Raw genomic sequence first — 17367 nt, 5'->3', positions numbered from 1 at the left:
GCCGACAGGGCGGGGCACCGAAGCGCCCGACCCACGCGGCGCGGTTATTTAGTGGTGATCAGAATGTCGTCCTGGCCGACCGAGATATTCAGCTTGCCGTTGATCTCGATCATCGGGACTTCGCCTTCCTCGTTGATGTCGATCGAGACGATCTCGAGGTGCGTACTGTCGAACTGCACGATGTTACCGGCGACCGTGCCGTGGATCAGCTGCACAGGGACGTGAGCGCCGGAGCGAAGAAGGCTGAAATAGTTCTTCGTGCTCACATCGGGCGCTTCGGCCAGGATCCGGACGGTCACGGCATGGTTGGCGCGCTTCACATAGTTGCCGCCGACAAGATTGCGGACCTCGACCGAAGCGTTGGCCGCGCCTGAGAAACTGCGCAGCGTCAGTGCATGTCCATCGACGGTGAAGTCGGTATTGGCAGTATTAACCAGCACCGGTTCAGCCCAGCGGGTGAGCGTGGGTGCTGAGAAGCTATTCTGCACGATCGCGTTGGCGGCAGGCAGGAGGAACTGGAAATCGAAGCTCCAAAACGGCACCGCGCCTGCGGTGAAGTCCCATCCGAACGTCCCGCGCCCGCCGACGCCGACCCGCTTCTGGTTATTGTACCAGTCGTACATCGCGAGCGACGACACCGAAGCACCCGCGGCCAACATCTTCTGCTCGACTTTGGTGTCGGGAGTGATGTCGGGCGCGGTCATCCCGCAGCATTCGAGGAACTCCATCCAGGCCGGAGCGGTGTCGACGTCACCGGAACCGGCAATCTCGATCTCGAAGGTGTTTCGCTTGCGCTCATTGCCATGCAGACCGCGCGTGCTGCCGGCATGGGGGAGATCGAGGCCGCGCTCGACGACGTCGAGCTCGATGGCCTTTGAGGCGAAATTGCGCGTCAGCACAGCGTTATCCGCCGCCGTAGGCGTCGGATCGGTGGCGTAGACGCTTTCCTTCTTTCCAAGAATGCACTTCGGAATGGCGGACATAGCTTACTCCTGGACCTCGCCCTGGGCGGGCCATTGATCGGGATGGGTGTTGGGATCGGGCTTGCCGAGAGCGTCCAGCGCGCGGACGCGAGCTGGGCCATTGAGCGGCAGGCCATGCTCGTCCAGGGCGCGGCCGCTCTCGTCACGGGGCCGGGGCCGCGTCGTGCCGGCGTCGGCCAGGACTGCAACGGTGGTCGCCGCGGGCTTACGGGCCGCCCGAGACTTAGCCTTTTTCGGCGCGCGAGCTTTCACCGGCTTGACCGGCACGATCGGAGGCGCGATCGTTGTCTCGATAATATCGCTCGTGTGATCGCCGCCGGTGCCGGCAGCCGCCTGGTCAGCGTCCATTAAACCCTCCTCAGATGATAACCGGTCCTAAAGCGGACTCCCCAGGCGATCGTCTGTCCGTCAACGGACAGCAAACGGCCGCCCCGGTAGAGCGTGGGTCGGTTGGCCTCGGGATGGGTCCAGCCGATTATATGATCGCGCACTGCGTCGCGCAGCTCCGTGAGAGCGTCGTCGATCTTGTCCGGTCGACGGCCTTGGGCGTCGAGGATGATGGCGACCATGAAATCGACCGGAACGTCCTGAGAGATTCCGGTGTCGAGCTGATTGCCACCCGCCACTTCCTGCTCGAAGACGATGAACCCTGCGGGCAACTGCCCGACTGGGGGAGCCTGGCGCAGCCCAGCCCATTCGACCTCGCCGCCAATCTGACGAAAATCGAGTGGCTTCAGCCGGTCCTTGATCGGCCCAGCCTTCACCGAACGATCTCGCCGCCGCCCGCCGCGCGCTGGTGATGTTCGGCGATGATGAACAGCACTTCGTCAACGCCCTCGGCCGATAGGCCCATATATGGACGCGCCGGGATTGTGACGGACTGGCGAGGCCCGAATGGCGTATTGAGCGCTCGAGCGGTGAAGTGGGTCGAACCGTCATGGCCCGCCTTGCTGCGCGCCACACCAGGGCGCGCGCGGATGATGCCACCCCGTTGATGGATCTCGGCATACTCGGCCGCGCCGCCTGATGCCTCGGGACCAGCGGATGCAAAGTCGGATCCCCAGTCCGGCTTGATCGAGCGGCGGAGATCGCCGGACAAGCTCAGCGTCTGCCCACCCTCGTCCAGCACGCGCCTCGACGGCTTCCACGGGACGCCGGCCGGATCGGTCTCGGTGCGGAACCGTTCCTCCGCCTCTTCTACCAAATAATTCGCGATCCCGGCCCAGGCGGGCGTCATGTTCAACGCCGCGCCCTCAAGCCCCTTGAGGCCGGCGCTGAGCTGATCTTGCAACTCAACCGAAAGATTGAGGCCGCCTACCATGACGAACCGCGCCCGCCCGGGTAGGCCTTTCGGCCAGGCGTAAACATGATGGGCGCATCGCTCTCGGCCGAGGCCGGCTGCTCGCCGGCCGGAATGCTCAGCGGCAGCGAGCCGGTGGAGATCCGCTCCAGCATTCGGTGGGCCACCTTCGCGGCATCAGCGACCCCGTCGGGCGCGCCGCGTGGATAGAGCCTAGCGCGAGCTATATCGGCGATCGCCGTCTTGATGGCGTCCGGAACAGTGGCGAGCGGCACGGCGTATCGACCGCCCAAATTGATATCGACGATACCCTGCGCATGGCGCAGCGCGCCGACCAGCATAGCTCTATCGATCCGGCCGGAGCCGTTGTCCGTCATCCGAACGACTTCTTCGAGGCCGAAGCTATCGACGAAATCGGAGATGGAAAGATATGCGACGCCGCCGTCGGGCATCGTCCATTTGCCGTCGACCACGGCGACTTCGAGCTCGGCCTCGACCACGCCATCTTCGTCGGAAAACGGCACAGCGCGCAGTGTCACCAAATAGCGCTCGCCATCGGTGCCGCCAGAGATCTCGGCCGTGGCAGCGCCGTCAACGACCGAGGCCGAGACGACAAGGTCCGCGCTGCCGGCGACGAGCTCGCGCACGATCGCGCCGATCGATGTGACCGAGGCGATGGCCTGGCCGAGCTCGAAGACGTAGTGCAGCGCTTCTTCAGGCTGCTTTACGATGTTCTGCACAACGATCATCGGTCAGCCTCACAGCCGATGACCAGGCCGACGATCGTCAAAAATCCAGCGATCGCCATCCTGATCATCGGAGCGCCCCTATCTGGTGATATTACTCGGCGCTGGCGGGCGCAGCGGCAGCGGCGATCTCGGCGCGCTTCGCTTCGATCGCGGCGATCAGATCCTCGCCGACGAGCTTCGGCTCTTTCGGGATGCCAAGCTTCTTCGCGAGGGCCCCCAGCTGCATTGGCAGCATTTCCGCGAGTGGTTTCTCGCCCGCCTCGTCGGCCGATGCGGCGGCGGTCGGCTTGTCAGCGGCCTTGCCGCCGCCAGCCTTCGCCCCGCCCTCCTTGTCGAGCGCACCCTCTATCGCTCCGCGTTCGAGCAGGTCGGCGATCGGGCCTGTTTGATCCTTCCGATATTCGGCCATCTCGGCGTCAGTGAACTTCACCGGCTTGCCTTCGACGGACTCGGTTCCGTTGTGGTGGACGGTATGCTTGGCAGTGAAGCCCATCTTAATTCTCCTGGCTGGGTTTCTGGGCGAGCGGCACGCCCCCGAGCCGCTCGCCGGGAAACCGGCGCTGACGCGCCGGGCCCGAGATCAGGCGATAGCGGCGTCGAAAAGGTATGCCGCGTCCTGGGCGATCACGCGTTCCTTAACGCTCTCGCCGGTGCGGACGGCGATGCCGCCGCGCATTCCCATGTTCTTGTCTTCCCATTTCGAAGCAATGCGATCGCCAAACTCGAAGGTGCCGCCGAACGTGACGACATCCTTGGCGTCGGGGACCGGGGCCTTGTAGAGCATGGCGAGCTGATTGCCCCAAAGCCGGGTCAGGCTTGCGGCCTGTCCACGCTTCGCACTGTTCCCTCGAGCCGAGCCGACTAGCACTTCCTTGACCTCGAACAGTTCGGCGACCTGCTGGCGTGAAACATTGCCTGCAGCGGCACCGGTGCCCAGGCAGGCTTCGACGATCTGGGGATGCGACCGGATGGTGGTCCACACCTTCTGTCCGAAGACGAGCTGATTGGGCCGCATCAGCGGCAGGTCCAACGCGTCGTTGATCGTCTTGATCGGCGTCGAAGATGCATGGCTGAACTGGCTCGTGCCGCTCAGCGTGGCCTTCAATCCGCTGGGATAATTCGCCGCGGTGAAGACTAGGTCGGCCGCCCGCTTTTCTCGCGCGAGCGCGATCAGTTCCTGGATGAGCATCACTTCTAGGCCGAGCGGGTCATAACGCTCGTCCGAATTGTCGATGTCGGCCATGGGAACGCCACCGTCGAGAGCATTGTCCTCGGTGGAGTCCGTCACTTCGGTGCCTTCGAGCGAGACCTCATTCGGTTTCGACTTACGGCCGACCTTGGTGTCGGGAATGTTGAAAAACGTGTCCGAGGAATACTGCATGAAGCTGAACTTCTGCTTGTTCACGCGGATTCGCGGCAGGACCAGGTCGGCAATATAGTCGGCGTTGCGATAGGCGACCGCGATGGCCGTGAGCGCCGGATCGATGGGATAGGGGGAAAGCACGTTACGGTCTCCTGTGGACGTTTTCGAGAATTGGCGGGAGGTTAGGCACCCTGCATGGTGCTGGGCGCGATCTTCACCAGGCCGATGTCACCAGACACACCGCTGACCATCGCGATCCCACCGATCTGATTATTGACCCCCTGGGCCGGCGCGGCCGTGATCGCCTTGCCGCTCGCGTCGGAGGTCAGCTTCGCGCCGCGAGTGACGTTGCCGCCATAGATGATCTCGCGAATGCCGTCGGTGTGGACATCGACCGGCTCCCCGCTATCGGCGGAGATGTCAGTAGATACCCCGATCAACAGGTCGGTAGCGGCCGCGCCCTGGACGACGCTATCGTCTGCCGAGCCGAACTTGATGAAGAGCCGCGCGCCGATCGCGCCGCCCGCCTTAAATCCCTTGGTGCCTTGGGCAGAGGTGCCGGTCATAATTAACTCCGTTATTTTGTTTCGGAACTGTCGCTAGATCAGGCGGCCGGCTTGGCAGGACCGTTTTTCTCGATGTGACGGACAGCCGCGGCGATGGTGATCATGCGACCCGCCCTGTGCTCGGTTTCCATGAAGGACTGGGCCTCGGCAGCGAGCTTGTGGGCGTCGAGGGGCTCACTCTTATCGGACCCCTTGGCCTTCTCTCCGAAGGAGATCATTGGAACAGCCTGGTCGAACAGCTTCCGGAATGCAGCGTTGGGCGTGAGCTCGATCACGTCGCCTTCACCGAAAGAGATCGTTTCGACGGCTTCGAGGCCATCTAGGACGAGCACGGCGAGATCTTTACCGGCGGGAAGCAGCAACCCGGCGGCGACCTGCGCCTCGGCAAATGAAACGTTCGAGGCGTGGCGGGCATCCTGCTCGGCTTTGGCCGCGGCATCCTCCCGTGCCTTCAGCGCGTTTTCACGCTGCGTCAGTACGGTGTCGCGCTCGGCGAAGGACGCCTCCTGCTCCTGCTGGGATTTCATGTCTTTCTCCTGGTCGATAATGTCGAGGGTGACGCAGTCGGCTTGCTGCTCTTCGGAGAACGAGACTTCGCGAAGCCCTTTCACCGCTGGCGCCGCAGCACCAAGGAAGCCGATATGCTTGAGATAATGGACGCCCGGCGTGGGGTTCGCTGGGTGGTTCGGCGGATAAAACTGCGCGGAAACCTTCTTGTAACGCTTTGCGCGGACGAGCTCGGCGAAGCTGACATCGACGTCCTGCGGATCCGCGACGAGGATGTCGCCGTCCATCCGCAACCCTGCGACCCAGCCATAGGCTGGAGCGTTCATCTTCGGATGACCTACGACGATCGGCGCGTCGAAAAGCGCGGGGCTATAGCCGGCCGCGATCGAGGCGAGATACTCCGCGGAGAAGCTGACGGTCTCGCCTTCTGCACTCTCGAAAGTGCCAGGGCGGAAAATCTCGATTGGGGGCGTCTCATTCATGACGCCAAGGGATAAGGGGCAAGATCGATCCCGCTAACCGTCCGATGTCGGACGGTTATTGCAGCGTGATTCGTCCCCCAAGCCTGCACATCGATCGCCGGGATGCAACCGGTCGATCGTGCAGGAGGTTCCCATGAAACAAATTGCCCGCCTGATCGGGTCTTCGGTCGCGCTATGCTTGGCCACCCCGACACTTACCGCATGCGGCCCGTTGGCCGTCAATTCCGCCAGCACGGATGCCGCGCCAGCAGTCGTCGATATCTGCGCCGCGGCGCGCGCCGGCCTCAACGCCACGCCGGCAAAGGCCCGCGCCGCCAGCATGCAATGCCTGATCGCGGCCGAAACCGCCTTCCAGTCGGCCGCAATGCTGGCGCTACCGTTCGTGGCGAATGGCACAATCCCTGACAGCGCAGTGCCTCGCCTTCGCGAGATCAACACGGCGATGGTCCGCGCCCTCAGTGATGCCTACAACGCGCCCACGGCCGAGCAGCGCCTGCAGCTCGCCGACGCGATCGCGCTCGGCACCGCTGAAATCCTCCGCATCATTGCGGCGCGCTCGCAATGAGCGCGTCCTACCTCGAAATCGCGGAAACCGTTCTGCGCGCCGTTGTACTCGCCGGCCAGACGGCCCAAGCGATCGACACCGCGATCGCCGCCGTCGACCAGGCGCGCGAGGCGTTCGCGACCGACGATCTCGCCGTTCTTCAGGCGATGCTCGATCGAACCCATGCCGAAACGCTGCGCATCGGCCAACTATTCGACGCGGCGCTCGTCGCGCGCCAGGCGCAATCGTGAAGGCGGTGCTGGCAGCTATCGCGCTGGCGCTTGCCGCCGCCAGTCCGGCGCACGGTCGCTCACTGGGCGATCGCATCGCCGAGATGCCCGACGAAGCATGGGGAACCTCGGCTCTGTTTTTCGCTGACGCTGGCTCGACCTATTCGGTCGTCCGCCAAGGCGGGCAGGAGGCCAACCCAGTGGCGCGCGCGATCGTCGGCCGCCGTCCGTCAGCTGGCAAGCTCGCCGCCTATGCGGCAGGCAAGTCACTGCTCTACCTCACCGGCATTTCGCTGTTGCAGGATCGCGATCCTGCCGGGGCGCGGCGGGCCGCCCAGATCACGATGGGCGTGCAGGCTGGGGTGGTCATCTGGAACCTGACGATCGCGCTCTAACTGATGATGAAACCACATGACGGCGGCGCGTGTCCTGTCGAGCCGGAGAGCATCGTCCGGGTCAGCTATCGTAACGGGAAGATCTCAGAGCCGATAAAGGCGAAGGCTCGGCGCTGGCAGCGATGGCAAGCAGCCCCGCGCGAGAGCGACTGGGACATCGTCGGGTACGAATTTGCCGGAACCTCAGTCCTCTAGTCCAGCTAGCCCATTGACCGACTCGTCGGCGGTGTTCCAGCTTCGTTCTCATGGTGAGTTATTTCCCCGATTGGGCGACGACGGTCGGCAAGATGCTGGCCGTGCAGGACGGTCGTGGCCACAAGCACGTTATGGTGATGTGTGACACCTGCAAGGAAGCGCGCGACGTTGATCTTGCCGCGATCGTCGAAACCAAGGGTGCCGACTTTTCCCTGATCAACCGGCGCGCACGTTGCCGCCTCACGGCGGGCTGCAAGGGTTGGAATCGTTTCCGGTATCAAAGCGGCGTGATGCGACCACTTTGGACAGACCGCCAAGCCGATGGCTGGATCGAGCTCGAGTGGCAGATCCGCAAGCGCGGGTTTGAAGCGCGACAAAGGGCTGCGGAGGTTCTTCGCGAATCAAGGCCACCGAAGCCGAGACGATGACCCCATTAGCGCCGTGGGAAGCCTTCCCAGGGGTGGCGAGCGACTTTTTGGGGGGAGCGCCGCTGAACGCACTCAGATCGGCTCAACGGGCGAAAAATCCAGCGCCCGGCATCGAACCCTTCGGCAGGCTAGAGCCCGAGCTCTTTAACCGCCGCATAGGTGATTTCCCACCGGTCGGGCGAGAAGCCTTCACCCGCCTCGCGCTTATAGACAATCGAACGCCCGTCGGCGTTCCAGCGCGCCGTCTTCTTCTTGTCCCGATTGTCATTATTGAGCGTCAGGGGCTCGCCATATTTTGCGAGCAGCTGCGTGAACATCTTCGCGTCGCATTTTTCTCCGGATAGCTGCACGAAATCAACCTTGGCTCCCGGCTCAGCAACTTTCCGATCAATGGTGATCATTACCGAAACCTGGCAGTCATCGACGACCTGGTCGAAAGACAGCATCGGTCGAAACAGCCCCTTGCCGGTCGACACTTCCGCATCGGGATAAGCTGCCCGCGCGCTTTCAAAGGGCATGTCTATTTCGACCTTGCCCCACAGCAACGGGGCGGCGACGGCCGCGGGAGCCGCAGCCAGCGCCAGGGCGAGCGTTATCAGCGTCTTGATCATAGTGCTTTAAACCCCATTGCAGCCTTGCCGATCACCGCAAAATCATCACTCATCAGGTTCACCGGGATCGGCGGATAGGCCGGATTGATCGAGACCAGCTCAGCACGGCCGCCGCCGAGCAGCCGCATTCGCTTCAACAGAAGGTCATCGCCCAGGCGCGCCACGACGATCCCATCGCGCGGCGACTTCTCGCTTTCGTTGATGAGCGCCAGGCCGCCGTCCTGCAGTTCCGGCTCCATCGACTCGCCGACGATCGGGAACAGCTTCAGATCTTCGGTGCGGCCATAGCGGCGGAGCAACGCTTCGGGCCACATCAGCCAATGTAGAGGATCGGCTTCGAGTGCAGCTCGACCACCGCCCGCGCCGATGCCGATGGGATAGATGGGTATGCGAACGAAGCCGGGGGGCGTGGCACCTTCGCCAGTTTCCCAATCGCCCGATTCTGAACTGATGCCTGAGATGAGATAATCGATCGTCACGTCGCTATGGGCCGCCAGCTTGGCCAGGCCTTTGGCATCGGCACTCACTTCACCGCCAAGCCAGCGATGCATCGTCTTCTCGGCAACCCCCGCGATTTTGGCGGCAGCTGTGACAGATATGCCACTATTCTTAAGCGCTTTTCGAAGCCGCTCACCAATCGCGACATTCTCAGGATCTAAATCCACCATTCGCCCCACGACAAAAACGACCCCTTGACTGTCAAATTAGTCTGTGTTTAAAAAAACACTGACCAATTCGACAGCCATAAGGGCCGTATGTGACAGTCGTCCGTGATTCTCACCCCGAAGACTTGAAGGCGGAGCTTCGCAAGAAGTTCGGCAGCCTGCAACATTTTGAAACCGAATATGGGCTTCGTCCCAACTCGGCAGCGGCAGGGCTGCGCCGCCCCTATGAACAGGTCGAGCGCGCAGTGGCCGAGGCGCTCGATCGCCCCGCAAGCCAGATCTGGCCGTCGCGCTACGCCGAGGATGGCGAGCGGTTTTCCCCGCAACCAACCCGCAATTACGCGCCCGCTCGCGGCAAGGCCTGGCCAATGACGCCGCAGGCTGCCGCCTGGGCCGGTGGGGGGGCCTGACATGAGCCAGGGGGCCGACAATCCAACAGTCGAACCGCAGATTGCCGGTTCAATCCTTCTTATCCCGGTCGATCAGATCGAGCTTGGGGACCGCCTTCGCAGGGTAGATCCGCTGTGGGCTGAAGCCATCGGCCGCCTCATGATGGCGAACGGCCAGGAAACGCCGATCGCCGTGTGCAAGCTGCCTGGCCGCAAGACTTGGCGGCTCGTCACTGGCGCTCACCGGCTTACCGGCGCTCGGATGGCGGGCCTCCCGGCTATTCGCGCGATCGAAGTCGGTAGCGACACGATCGAACGGAAGCTCCGCGAGATCGGCGAGAATATCTGGCGGCGCGACCTCGATCCGCTCGACCGCGCCACCTTCGTCGGGGAAATGCACGACCTCCTGAAGGCGAAGGCGGGCATTCGGCCCGATCAATCGGCCCAGTCCCTCGCCGCACAGGCGCGCTGGAAGGACGCCAGCAAGTCGATCCAGGGCGAAGCTTCGGATGCGAGCGACATCGTGTCGCACGCATATGGCTTCACCGCGGAAATCGCCGAGCGCCTGCGCCTTTCGAAGCGTTCGATCGAGCGCGACCTTGTGCTGCGGTGTCGCTTCACGCCGGATGAACTAAGCGACCTTCGCGATGCTGGCCACGCCATCACGCGCAATGGCACGCAGCTGCTCGCGCTCGCTAAGCTTGAGCAGGGCGAACGAGCCGACGCCATCCGCCTTATCCTGGCCGACGAAGCGAAGTCGGTCGCCGAAGCTGTGGCGACCATCCGAAAGCGGCCCAAGCCGAACCCTCGCGATAAGCGCATCAACGCATTCCTTCGGTCGTTTTCCGCCATGCCGCCAGAGGATAAGCGCGCGGCTCTCACCCGTCTCGCATCGGAGCTCGGCTCGAAACAGGCCGATCACCTGATCGACGCGCTTCAGAAGGCGCGCGGACAATGACGGCCAAGCTGTACAGCGCGAGCGAAATCGCCGCATTCGAGCTTCCCGACTTCTCGGCGACCAAGCGCGGCATCCTCGCCTATCTCACCAAGAACGAGGTTGAACCCTTCGCCACTGGCGGCCGGGGCAATGCCGGCCTCTATCGTGTCGAAGATTTGCCAGAGCGCCTGCGGTCTGCGCTCGAGCAGCGCACCGCTCCGCGCCTGGCGGTTCGCGCACCCAAGCCGGTCAACGATATCTCACGCAGCGTCGGACGCCCAAAGGGATCCGACTATTGGACGCAAAACCCCGAGGTGGCCGATGCGGTCGTTTCGATCCTGGCTCGCCAGAAGATCTCGGCGGCGCGCATCCGGGAGCTGCTCGAAACGAGGTATATCGAGCTTCCATCGGATCGGTCGCTGCAGCGCTTCATCAAGCACTATGAAACGACCAGGCCGGCGCTGCTCGCCAGCACGCGCGACCCCGATCTCTTCAAGGGCAAATATCGCTTAGCCCTTGGCCGCGCCGACGCAGGCACCACCCGCGCCCACGAAGTATGGGAGCTCGACACGACCAAGGCCGACGTCCTCACAAAGGGCGGCCGTATCATGATACTCGGGCTCATCGACCGCTTCTCCCGGCGCGCTCGATTCATCATAGCGCCATCGGAATCCGGCCAGTCGGTTCGCCGCCTCCTGATCGATACAATCCAGGCGTGGGGCGTGATGCCGGAAGCGGTCGCGACCGATAACGGCTCCGGCTACATCAACAAATCGATCGTCTCGGCACTTGAGGCGCTGGGAATCGAGCACAAGCTCTGCCCACCCGGTAGCCCTGAGAAGAAGCCTTTCGTCGAGCGGCTGTTTGGCACGTTCACCCGCGAGCGCGCCGAGCTGCTTGGCGGCTATGCGGGCCACAATGTCGCGGATGCGCAGCGCCTCCGCGGTCGTGCAAAAAAGGAAACTGGCCGGGCCGTCATCATCCCCGAGATGGAGCCGGAGGAGCTTCAGGCGGTTCTCGATGCCTGGGTCGACGGGGTCTATCATCAGCGACGGCACGGCTCGCTCGGCATGTCGCCGATGGCGAAATGGCAAAGCTGCACCGCCGCACCCGCCGCCGCCCCGAGCCGCGACGTTCTGCTGATGGCCCTCTCGGCCCTGGTGGGGTCGGTCACTGTCGGCAAGCGCGGCGTCCAATGGAAAAAAGGGCGGTACTGGGCCCCCGAGCTCGCCGCCTTTGTCGGTCGGCCGGTGCTTGTTCGTCGCGACGAAGACGAGCTCGGCGAGCTGTTCATCTTCGGCGAGGACGGCCGCTTCATCTGCACGGCCACGAACTCGGAGCGTGCTGGCATCTCGGAGGAGGCATTCGCCGTCGAGGCACGTCGCCAGCAGGCCGCCTATATGAAGGCTGCGCGGGCGGACATCCGCCAGAAGCAGAATAACTTTCGCTTCGAGGACGCGCGCGACGCCCTTCTTCGCCGCGATGCTGAATCGGCAGGGAAGCTCGCGATCTTGCCGCGCGCCACAGTCGAGCGCTCCACGCCCGTCCTCGACAGCCTGGCCGAGCCAACGCCGCTGCCACAGCCCATCGACCCTGATGTCGTCGCAACGCGCGTCGCGCGCGCCGATCACCTGATCTCGCAGGCGGATGACGGCCACGAAGTGCCCGCCGACCAGCTCGCCTGGGCCCAGGCCTTCGCCAGCGGTCCTGCCTACGCCGGCTTCAAGGCACGGCAGGAGAGCGGCTTCGCCACCGGCAAAATCATCAACTTTTCACTGCCGCACAGGAGGTAACTTTGACCGAAACAAATGCACCAACGCTTTCATCTGCCACGATCGGCAGCTGGGCTGCGCTCGGCAATATGAGCCGCGCGCTCGACACGATGAATGCCGCTATCCATGCTGAGGAAGGCGCGCCCCGCATGGCCGTCTATTTCGGTCGATCGGGCGTGGGCAAGACGGTGGGCGCAGCCTATGTCACGGCACGCACCGGCGCAGCATATGTCCTCGCCCGGTCTGTCTGGACCCAGCGCGCGTTCCTCGAAGCGACCGCTCGCGAAGTCGGCCTCGTAAGCCTCGAGCGTACCGCCACCCGGCTGATGGACCAGATTATCGAGCAGCTACAGGTTCAGCCGCGCCCGTTGTTGATCGACGAGATGGACCATCTCGCCCGAAAGAACGTCACCGAGGTCATCCGCGACATCTACGACGCCACCGATATCCCGGTGATGATGATCGGCGAAGAGAAGCTCCCCGCCAAGCTGAAGGAATGGGACCGCTTCGATAATCGCCTGATCGCCATCAACCAGGCGATGCCGGCAACGATCGAAGACGGGCGCATGCTGCGCGACTGCTATTGCAAGCGTGTCAGTGTCGCCGATGACCTGGTCGACTACTTCACCCACCGCTGCCAGGGCATCACCCGCCGGATCATCGTCAATCTGCAGCGTGCTAACACCGCCGCGATCGACGAACTCGGCGTGACCACGATCGACAAAAAGGCCTGGGGCAATCGCACGGTGATGACCGGCGACCTGCCCACCATCCACCACCATCCCAAGAGCCACTGATGAGCGCGGTCGCACCCTCTCGTCAGCGTCTCTGGTCGGCCGCCCGCGTGCTGCGCCAGTTCGATTGCGTGTCCCTTGCCATCGCGGCCGGGACGACGGAAGCGGTGGCCACGGCCTATGCTCAGCTGCTCGTCAAGAGCGGCCATCTCGTGGTCGGCAATCCCGGCGCGCCTGCCAAGGGCGTGCCGGCGATCTATCGCGTTGCCCGCAACGAGGGACCGAGAGCTCCTTATGTGAGCCGCGGCAAGATCGTTGACCCGAACCCGATACCGACGCTGATGACGCGCACACAATCGACGCGTCAACGCATCTGGGTCGCGCTTCGCAAGGCGACCGGCGCGTTTGATGCATCGACCATCGCCCGCGAGGCAAAGGCGCACAACACCACGGCGGCGGATTATATCCGCCAGCTCGCCCGCTCCGGCCATGTCACCATCGCGGCGAACGGCAATGGCCAGGCTGGCGAGCTAACCACCTACCGGCTCGTCCGCGACAGCGGGCCTAAAGCGCCGGTCTTTTGTGAAACCTCAATGTTCGATCCGAACACCGGCCGCAGCTGGCCGACCCCGCCGCGGCGCGAAGTGCGCCGCCGCAAAGGGCCGGCCACGATCGCACGCCGGCCAGCGGATCAGGAAAGCGCCGCATAATGGCATTCAATTCCGAATCTAACTTCACGCGCGCCGAGACGGGCTGGGGCAAACCTCTGCCTGAGTGGGTCCGGCTGCTCGCCGCTGCGTGCGACCAGAGCAGCCAGCGCGATGTCGCGGGCAAGCTCGGGAAGTCCAGCGCCTATGTCAGCCGCCTGATCAGCCGGACCTACACCGGCGACATGGCCGAGGCGGAGAGCTTGGTCCGCGCCACCTACGGTAGCGAGACGGTGAACTGTCCTGTGGCCGGCGATATCCCTTTGGCCGGATGCCGCACCAACCGCCGCCGCAAGGGCGCGGCAGTCAACCTCGTCCACCGGCTGTGGGCGCGGAACTGCCCGACCTGTCCGATCAACACGGATCGGAGCGAGGCCTGATGCGCGCGCTCCTCCGATTCTGGCTGCTCGGCGACGGCCTCGCTCTCACTGACCACGTCCGCCTCGATCAGTTGTCCGCCCGCTTCGGCCTCGGCGTCGTCGCCGCGATCGGCGCGATCGGCGCCATCCACCTTGTCCGCCATCTCATGGGAGTTTTCCAATGACCCGCCGTAAATCCGTGGCGCTGACCGCGCCTACCACGATCGAGGAGGCCGTTGCGCTCCTCACGCGTTACGCCGCGATCTCCGCCGGCCTCGATCAGATTGAGGTTGATCGCTCCGAAAGCAAAGCCGCGATCGATGCCGCCGCCGACAAATTGGCCGCGCCGATGAAGGAGGCGCTGAAGGACATGGCCCGACAGCTGAGCCCATGGTGGGCTGTCGCGGGGGCGGAGCTCACTGAGGGCAAGCGCAAGTCGATCGAGCTTGCCGGCTGCCAGCTCGGCACGCGGATGACGACGCCGAAGCTCGCTTATCCGGGCAAGGAAGAGAACGCGGTCGCCCTGCTGAAGGAGGTGCCGTGGATCGATGGCTTCCAGTTCCTTCGCGAAAAACTGAGCTTGGATAAACAAGGCCTGCTCAAGAAGCTGGCGCTTGGCGATGAGGACGCTGGCCGGCTTATCCTGCTCGGTTTCACGCGCAAGCAACGCGAAGAGTTCTTCGTCGACCGGGTTCCACCCAGGGAGCCAGCGACAGAGCAGGTTGATGACCTCGCGGCCGACGAGGTGCGGTCGTGAAGCGCGTCCTCGATCATCCCGTCGTCTGCGGCGATTGTCGCTATCCGACGCGCTTTGGTGCCACCGTGTTCATGAATGGCCGGGGATGGATCACTCTGTGCCCAGCCTGCGACATTCGGCACGGCGGAGCTCCTCAACTCGACCCTAGCCGCCTTCCTGCGGCGGCTGAGATCATCATCCCGGCGGGGGCGGCGCGATGAGCGACGAACCCTTCTGGCCTGCCGATCCAGACGACGACCTGTGCCGGTGCGGGTGCAACGATGGTCCCGACAATGTGGGAACGCCGGGTCGCAGCAGCAACCCTAGCGATATCGACGACAACGGCGATTATCGGCCCGTCGTCGATCTAAGCGACCGCCCGATCTTCAACAAGGTGGACGAGATGGTCGCATGGGTCGGCCATCGTACCGGCCTAGCGCCCCGTGAGATCAAGAGCAGCCTGCGCGAGATCGAACATACCCGCGCGCGCTGGGCGATCATGTGGGCGGCGCGAAAGTCGATCGGCTTATCGACGCCGCAGATCGGTCGCCGCCTCGGCGGCCGGGACCACACGACTGTCATCCACGGCCTTCGCCGCGCTGAGGCGCTTCGCGCTTCGCACCTGCCGTTCCGCGAACTGACCAACGCGCTCTGCGCCGCTTTCACAACGCCTGCAACGAAGGAGCAATTCCAATGATCGACGAAATGCCTGCTGTCGGCCCCCGACAGTGTGAAACCCCTGAGATGTTGTCGAGGCCCATCGTAGGCCAGGATACGCGCGGATGCGGGGGCGTATTCTTGGGTATGGTTATCGGCGTGGTCCTTTTCTGGGCCGTCTTTGGCGTAGGCGTCGTGACGATTGTCGACTGGATCCGCGCATGAGCTCGGAGTTCGGCATCCAAATCTATGCGGCTGAACGTCGCGTAGCGCAGCGCGCACTCCTCGTTGGGATCATCGACGCCGCCGAGCAACGGCATTGGTTGGACGAGGACGGCAACTGCTCGGCGATGTGGCAGAGCCACGTCCTGGCCATGCTCGTAGGCGCTCAGAAGGCCAGTGAGGCGCTGGGCCTGAAGGTCGATCTATTGCCGCGCCCCTTCTTGTCGCTCGCCGCGGGCTTCGACCCGATCGAACTAATCCGCTTCACGCTCGAAAAGTTCGATGAGCGCATGCCCCAGCATGATCGGATGGTCGCTAATGGCTAACTCTCTCCTTCAGGACGTCCAAGTCGAGGCGGCGCGCGCCGGGCAGCGCCGCCGCGATGCGCGCAGCACTGGCTCGGTAGCGCGCCCGCTCGCCGCATCGGCGATTGAGATCATGCAGAGCGAAATGCTGGCGACGCCCTCCGACCTGGTGCGGGTCGTACGCGCGGAATGGCCCGAGCTCTGGTCCCGAGTGATCGCCGAGGCGCGCCGCCAGGGCTGCTCGCCCGTGCGCCAGCTCATCAACACCATAGACGCCGGGTTGCCGCATCATGGCTAAGTCGTTCGCGGACCTCGCCAAGCGCCAGCTGCGCACGACGGCCGGCAAGTCCGACAGCCGCAACAAGCTGATCGGTGCCGTTCGTGCCGCATCGAAGCGCCTGCAGCTCGCCGACGATGACCGCCGCGCTATCCAGCTTGAGGTCGTGGGGAAGGCCTCGATGTCAGACATGACGCCGGGCGAGATCGGAAAGGTGCTCGATCGCCTTAACCGCGACGTGAAGTCGCCGATGGCGCACCGCTCGCACGTAGGCAAGATTCGGGCGCTATGGTGGACGCTCTATTGGGTCGGCGAGGACATCGAGCCGAACGACGCCGCGCTCGACGGATTCACCCGCCGCCAGACTGGCCTCGCCGCATTGCGCTTCGTCGACCATCGTCACGCCCCGTCGATTATCGAGGCGCTCAAGTCCTGGGCGTCGCGCGCCGGTGTGCGCTGGCATAGCGACGCATGGGTCGCCGACATGGCGCGAATCCACGGCCCGCAGGTCACTCGGCCGGTCGCCGATCGCCTCGCCGTCATTGATGCGATCTGGGAGAAGCTGCGCGACGCCGGGCAGGTCTACGATTCTACGCCTTGGTCGTTCGTCGCGCGCGCACACAGCCTTGGCATGAGCCAATACCATTGGACGGCGCGGGAGATCGATACCGCCATCCGAACCCTCGGCCGGCAGCTGCGCCGCCACATCGGTCGGAAGATCGACTGATGGGCGAGCACCATCTCGATAACCTTGCTCACCTGCCGATCCCGGAGGACGTTGTTCCTGGGCCAGGCTGGACCGAGCAAATGGTCGAGTGGGCGAATCTCATTGGGCCCTATGCCACCTTGCGCATCGTCGAGAAGTTCGGCGGGGAGGAGGTTTACATCTCGGCCGACCCGGAGCGCAGCCGCTTCAAGGACATCATCGGGCTCGACCGCGCAGCCCTAATTTGCCGCGAGTATCGTAGCTGCCGACTGCTGATTCCAGTTGCCAGCCATGCCCTACGTCGCGCCCGGCGCGCTGGCGTCGTTGCAGCCGCTCGCAGCGGAGGCTTGTCGATCGCCCGCGCCGCGCGCATGATTGGCACGTCCCGATCCTATATGTCCGAGCTGGTCAATAACACCGGCGAAGGTCTAGACGCGAAGCCCTTCGTGGCCGCCCGATCGGTCGATACCCGCCAAATGGATATGTTCGGCGAAGAACCCGAATAACGGAACAATCCCGACAACCGTCTGTCAGCGGACGGGCGTCCC

The 17367-nt window shown here is 63.9% G+C and carries 28 protein-coding genes; 17 read left to right on the top strand and 11 right to left on the bottom strand.

Annotation, left to right across the window (positions count from 1 at the left end; all coding sequences use genetic code 11):
- Nucleotides 1–44: 44 nt before the first annotated feature.
- From WP12_RS03440 to WP12_RS03400, 9 genes are all read right to left on the bottom strand, one after another.
- The gene (locus WP12_RS03440) at nt 45–983 is read right to left on the bottom strand and encodes a hypothetical protein (RefSeq protein ID WP_046192356.1); all 939 of its coding nucleotides are present in this window, start codon (nt 981–983) and stop codon (nt 45–47) included.
- Nucleotides 984–986: 3 nt separating this feature from the next.
- Complete coding sequence (locus WP12_RS03435; protein ID WP_046192355.1) at nt 987–1331, bottom strand: hypothetical protein; 345 nt, start codon at nt 1329–1331, stop codon at nt 987–989.
- Nucleotides 1331–1747 (bottom strand): phage tail terminator protein, encoded by a 417-nt coding sequence (locus WP12_RS03430; protein ID WP_046192354.1) that lies wholly within the window; start codon nt 1745–1747, stop codon nt 1331–1333. Before WP12_RS03430 ends, WP12_RS03435 begins: the two co-directional genes overlap by 1 nt.
- Nucleotides 1744–2304: a phage virion morphogenesis protein gene (locus WP12_RS03425; protein WP_046192353.1), complete on the bottom strand. Its 561-nt coding sequence runs from the start codon at nt 2302–2304 to the stop codon at nt 1744–1746. Before WP12_RS03425 ends, WP12_RS03430 begins: the two co-directional genes overlap by 4 nt.
- Nucleotides 2298–3032, bottom strand: coding sequence for a DUF1320 domain-containing protein (locus WP12_RS03420; RefSeq protein WP_046192352.1), 735 nt, complete (start codon nt 3030–3032; stop codon nt 2298–2300). Before WP12_RS03420 ends, WP12_RS03425 begins: the two co-directional genes overlap by 7 nt.
- 91 nt (nt 3033–3123) lie before the next feature.
- Complete coding sequence (locus tag WP12_RS23350; RefSeq protein ID WP_052730186.1) at nt 3124–3525, bottom strand: hypothetical protein; 402 nt, start codon at nt 3523–3525, stop codon at nt 3124–3126.
- 87 nt (nt 3526–3612) lie between these two features.
- Nucleotides 3613–4536, bottom strand: coding sequence for a hypothetical protein (locus tag WP12_RS03410; RefSeq protein WP_046192350.1), 924 nt, complete (start codon nt 4534–4536; stop codon nt 3613–3615).
- A 41-nt stretch (nt 4537–4577) separates the two neighbouring features.
- On the bottom strand, nt 4578–4961 hold the full coding sequence (locus WP12_RS03405) for a capsid cement protein (protein WP_046192349.1): 384 nt from the start codon (nt 4959–4961) through the stop codon (nt 4578–4580).
- 38 nt (nt 4962–4999) lie between these two features.
- Complete coding sequence (locus WP12_RS03400) at nt 5000–5755, bottom strand: hypothetical protein (RefSeq protein WP_152663873.1); 756 nt, start codon at nt 5753–5755, stop codon at nt 5000–5002.
- A 328-nt stretch (nt 5756–6083) separates the two neighbouring features.
- Here WP12_RS03400 and WP12_RS03395 point away from each other — a divergent pair, with 328 nt between their 5' ends.
- From WP12_RS03395 to WP12_RS03375, 4 genes are all read left to right on the top strand, one after another.
- Nucleotides 6084–6515 carry a hypothetical protein gene (locus WP12_RS03395; protein ID WP_046192347.1) on the top strand — a complete coding sequence of 144 codons (432 nt, stop codon included), beginning with the start codon at nt 6084–6086 and terminating at the stop codon, nt 6513–6515.
- Nucleotides 6512–6745 carry a hypothetical protein gene (locus WP12_RS03390; RefSeq protein ID WP_046192346.1) on the top strand — a complete coding sequence of 78 codons (234 nt, stop codon included), beginning with the start codon at nt 6512–6514 and terminating at the stop codon, nt 6743–6745. The genes WP12_RS03395 and WP12_RS03390 overlap by 4 nt, the downstream gene beginning before the upstream one ends.
- Entirely contained in the window at nt 6742–7119 is a 378-nt protein-coding gene (locus tag WP12_RS03385; RefSeq protein ID WP_046192345.1) for a DUF5658 family protein, read from the top strand. Before WP12_RS03390 ends, WP12_RS03385 begins: the two co-directional genes overlap by 4 nt.
- A gap of 245 nt (nt 7120–7364) precedes the next feature.
- Nucleotides 7365–7742 carry a hypothetical protein gene (locus WP12_RS03375; protein WP_046192343.1) on the top strand — a complete coding sequence of 126 codons (378 nt, stop codon included), beginning with the start codon at nt 7365–7367 and terminating at the stop codon, nt 7740–7742.
- Between the two features lie 128 nt (nt 7743–7870).
- Here the strand turns inward: WP12_RS03375 and WP12_RS03370 are convergent, their stop codons facing one another.
- Together WP12_RS03370 and WP12_RS03365 are read right to left on the bottom strand one after the other, a co-directional pair.
- Nucleotides 7871–8353 carry a hypothetical protein gene (locus WP12_RS03370; RefSeq protein ID WP_046192342.1) on the bottom strand — a complete coding sequence of 161 codons (483 nt, stop codon included), beginning with the start codon at nt 8351–8353 and terminating at the stop codon, nt 7871–7873.
- A complete protein-coding gene (locus WP12_RS03365) occupies nt 8350–9018 on the bottom strand; it encodes an XRE family transcriptional regulator (protein WP_160299138.1) in 669 nt (222 codons plus the stop codon). The genes WP12_RS03370 and WP12_RS03365 overlap by 4 nt, the downstream gene beginning before the upstream one ends.
- 92 nt (nt 9019–9110) lie before the next feature.
- Here WP12_RS03365 and WP12_RS03360 point away from each other — a divergent pair, with 92 nt between their 5' ends.
- From WP12_RS03360 to WP12_RS03300, 13 genes are all read left to right on the top strand, one after another.
- Entirely contained in the window at nt 9111–9428 is a 318-nt protein-coding gene (locus WP12_RS03360) for a helix-turn-helix domain-containing protein (protein ID WP_046192340.1), read from the top strand.
- 1 nt (nt 9429) lies between these two features.
- Nucleotides 9430–10365 carry a ParB/RepB/Spo0J family partition protein gene (locus tag WP12_RS23345; protein WP_052730184.1) on the top strand — a complete coding sequence of 312 codons (936 nt, stop codon included), beginning with the start codon at nt 9430–9432 and terminating at the stop codon, nt 10363–10365.
- Entirely contained in the window at nt 10362–12137 is a 1776-nt protein-coding gene (locus WP12_RS03350) for a DDE-type integrase/transposase/recombinase (protein ID WP_052730183.1), read from the top strand. The genes WP12_RS23345 and WP12_RS03350 overlap by 4 nt, the downstream gene beginning before the upstream one ends.
- A 2-nt stretch (nt 12138–12139) precedes the next feature.
- The gene (locus WP12_RS03345; RefSeq protein WP_052730182.1) at nt 12140–12913 is read left to right on the top strand and encodes an AAA family ATPase; all 774 of its coding nucleotides are present in this window, start codon (nt 12140–12142) and stop codon (nt 12911–12913) included.
- Nucleotides 12913–13560 (top strand): hypothetical protein, encoded by a 648-nt coding sequence (locus WP12_RS23340; RefSeq protein WP_052730181.1) that lies wholly within the window; start codon nt 12913–12915, stop codon nt 13558–13560. The genes WP12_RS03345 and WP12_RS23340 overlap by 1 nt, the downstream gene beginning before the upstream one ends.
- Nucleotides 13560–13937 carry a helix-turn-helix domain-containing protein gene (locus WP12_RS03335; protein WP_046192339.1) on the top strand — a complete coding sequence of 126 codons (378 nt, stop codon included), beginning with the start codon at nt 13560–13562 and terminating at the stop codon, nt 13935–13937. Before WP12_RS23340 ends, WP12_RS03335 begins: the two co-directional genes overlap by 1 nt.
- The gene (locus WP12_RS25195) at nt 13937–14101 is read left to right on the top strand and encodes a hypothetical protein (RefSeq protein ID WP_160299136.1); all 165 of its coding nucleotides are present in this window, start codon (nt 13937–13939) and stop codon (nt 14099–14101) included. Before WP12_RS03335 ends, WP12_RS25195 begins: the two co-directional genes overlap by 1 nt.
- Nucleotides 14098–14673, top strand: a complete 576-nt coding sequence (locus WP12_RS23335; RefSeq protein ID WP_052730180.1) for a host-nuclease inhibitor Gam family protein — start codon at nt 14098–14100, stop codon at nt 14671–14673. The genes WP12_RS25195 and WP12_RS23335 overlap by 4 nt, the downstream gene beginning before the upstream one ends.
- Before the next feature lie 196 nt (nt 14674–14869).
- Nucleotides 14870–15349: a helix-turn-helix domain-containing protein gene (locus WP12_RS23330; protein ID WP_052730179.1), complete on the top strand. Its 480-nt coding sequence runs from the start codon at nt 14870–14872 to the stop codon at nt 15347–15349.
- 181 nt (nt 15350–15530) lie between these two features.
- Nucleotides 15531–15857, top strand: a complete 327-nt coding sequence (locus WP12_RS03315; RefSeq protein ID WP_046192337.1) for a hypothetical protein — start codon at nt 15531–15533, stop codon at nt 15855–15857.
- Nucleotides 15850–16134 carry a hypothetical protein gene (locus WP12_RS03310; protein WP_046192336.1) on the top strand — a complete coding sequence of 95 codons (285 nt, stop codon included), beginning with the start codon at nt 15850–15852 and terminating at the stop codon, nt 16132–16134. The genes WP12_RS03315 and WP12_RS03310 overlap by 8 nt, the downstream gene beginning before the upstream one ends.
- Nucleotides 16127–16840, top strand: coding sequence for a regulatory protein GemA (locus WP12_RS03305; RefSeq protein ID WP_052730178.1), 714 nt, complete (start codon nt 16127–16129; stop codon nt 16838–16840). The genes WP12_RS03310 and WP12_RS03305 overlap by 8 nt, the downstream gene beginning before the upstream one ends.
- A complete protein-coding gene (locus tag WP12_RS03300) occupies nt 16840–17325 on the top strand; it encodes a hypothetical protein (RefSeq protein ID WP_046192335.1) in 486 nt (161 codons plus the stop codon). Before WP12_RS03305 ends, WP12_RS03300 begins: the two co-directional genes overlap by 1 nt.
- Nucleotides 17326–17367 lie beyond the last annotated feature (42 nt).

Origin of the sequence: Sphingomonas sp. SRS2 (genome assembly GCF_000971055.1) — a bacterium.
Classification (GTDB): domain Bacteria; phylum Pseudomonadota; class Alphaproteobacteria; order Sphingomonadales; family Sphingomonadaceae; genus Rhizorhabdus.
The sequence above is the reverse complement of the archived record's forward strand: the minus strand, read 5'-3'. Positions and strand labels throughout refer to the sequence as shown.

Coding starts and splice junctions, on each gene's coding strand:
- WP12_RS03405 (WP_046192349.1), bottom strand. CDS start 4,961: ATGACCGGCACCTCTGCCCAAGGCACCAAGGGATTTAAGGCGGGCGGC.
- WP12_RS03375 (WP_046192343.1), top strand. CDS start 7,365: ATGGTGAGTTATTTCCCCGATTGGGCGACGACGGTCGGCAAGATGCTG.
- WP12_RS03335 (WP_046192339.1), top strand. CDS start 13,560: ATGGCATTCAATTCCGAATCTAACTTCACGCGCGCCGAGACGGGCTGG.
- WP12_RS23340 (WP_052730181.1), top strand. CDS start 12,913: ATGAGCGCGGTCGCACCCTCTCGTCAGCGTCTCTGGTCGGCCGCCCGC.
- WP12_RS03395 (WP_046192347.1), top strand. CDS start 6,084: ATGAAACAAATTGCCCGCCTGATCGGGTCTTCGGTCGCGCTATGCTTG.
- WP12_RS25195 (WP_160299136.1), top strand. CDS start 13,937: ATGCGCGCGCTCCTCCGATTCTGGCTGCTCGGCGACGGCCTCGCTCTC.
- WP12_RS03310 (WP_046192336.1), top strand. CDS start 15,850: ATGGCTAACTCTCTCCTTCAGGACGTCCAAGTCGAGGCGGCGCGCGCC.
- WP12_RS23335 (WP_052730180.1), top strand. CDS start 14,098: ATGACCCGCCGTAAATCCGTGGCGCTGACCGCGCCTACCACGATCGAG.
- WP12_RS03420 (WP_046192352.1), bottom strand. CDS start 3,032: ATGATCGTTGTGCAGAACATCGTAAAGCAGCCTGAAGAAGCGCTGCAC.
- WP12_RS03370 (WP_046192342.1), bottom strand. CDS start 8,353: ATGATCAAGACGCTGATAACGCTCGCCCTGGCGCTGGCTGCGGCTCCC.
- WP12_RS03425 (WP_046192353.1), bottom strand. CDS start 2,304: ATGGTAGGCGGCCTCAATCTTTCGGTTGAGTTGCAAGATCAGCTCAGC.
- WP12_RS03390 (WP_046192346.1), top strand. CDS start 6,512: ATGAGCGCGTCCTACCTCGAAATCGCGGAAACCGTTCTGCGCGCCGTT.
- WP12_RS03315 (WP_046192337.1), top strand. CDS start 15,531: ATGAGCTCGGAGTTCGGCATCCAAATCTATGCGGCTGAACGTCGCGTA.
- WP12_RS03440 (WP_046192356.1), bottom strand. CDS start 983: ATGTCCGCCATTCCGAAGTGCATTCTTGGAAAGAAGGAAAGCGTCTAC.
- WP12_RS03350 (WP_052730183.1), top strand. CDS start 10,362: ATGACGGCCAAGCTGTACAGCGCGAGCGAAATCGCCGCATTCGAGCTT.
- WP12_RS03300 (WP_046192335.1), top strand. CDS start 16,840: ATGGGCGAGCACCATCTCGATAACCTTGCTCACCTGCCGATCCCGGAG.
- WP12_RS03305 (WP_052730178.1), top strand. CDS start 16,127: ATGGCTAAGTCGTTCGCGGACCTCGCCAAGCGCCAGCTGCGCACGACG.
- WP12_RS23330 (WP_052730179.1), top strand. CDS start 14,870: ATGAGCGACGAACCCTTCTGGCCTGCCGATCCAGACGACGACCTGTGC.
- WP12_RS03435 (WP_046192355.1), bottom strand. CDS start 1,331: ATGGACGCTGACCAGGCGGCTGCCGGCACCGGCGGCGATCACACGAGC.
- WP12_RS23345 (WP_052730184.1), top strand. CDS start 9,430: ATGAGCCAGGGGGCCGACAATCCAACAGTCGAACCGCAGATTGCCGGT.
- WP12_RS03400 (WP_152663873.1), bottom strand. CDS start 5,755: ATGGACGGCGACATCCTCGTCGCGGATCCGCAGGACGTCGATGTCAGC.
- WP12_RS23350 (WP_052730186.1), bottom strand. CDS start 3,525: ATGGGCTTCACTGCCAAGCATACCGTCCACCACAACGGAACCGAGTCC.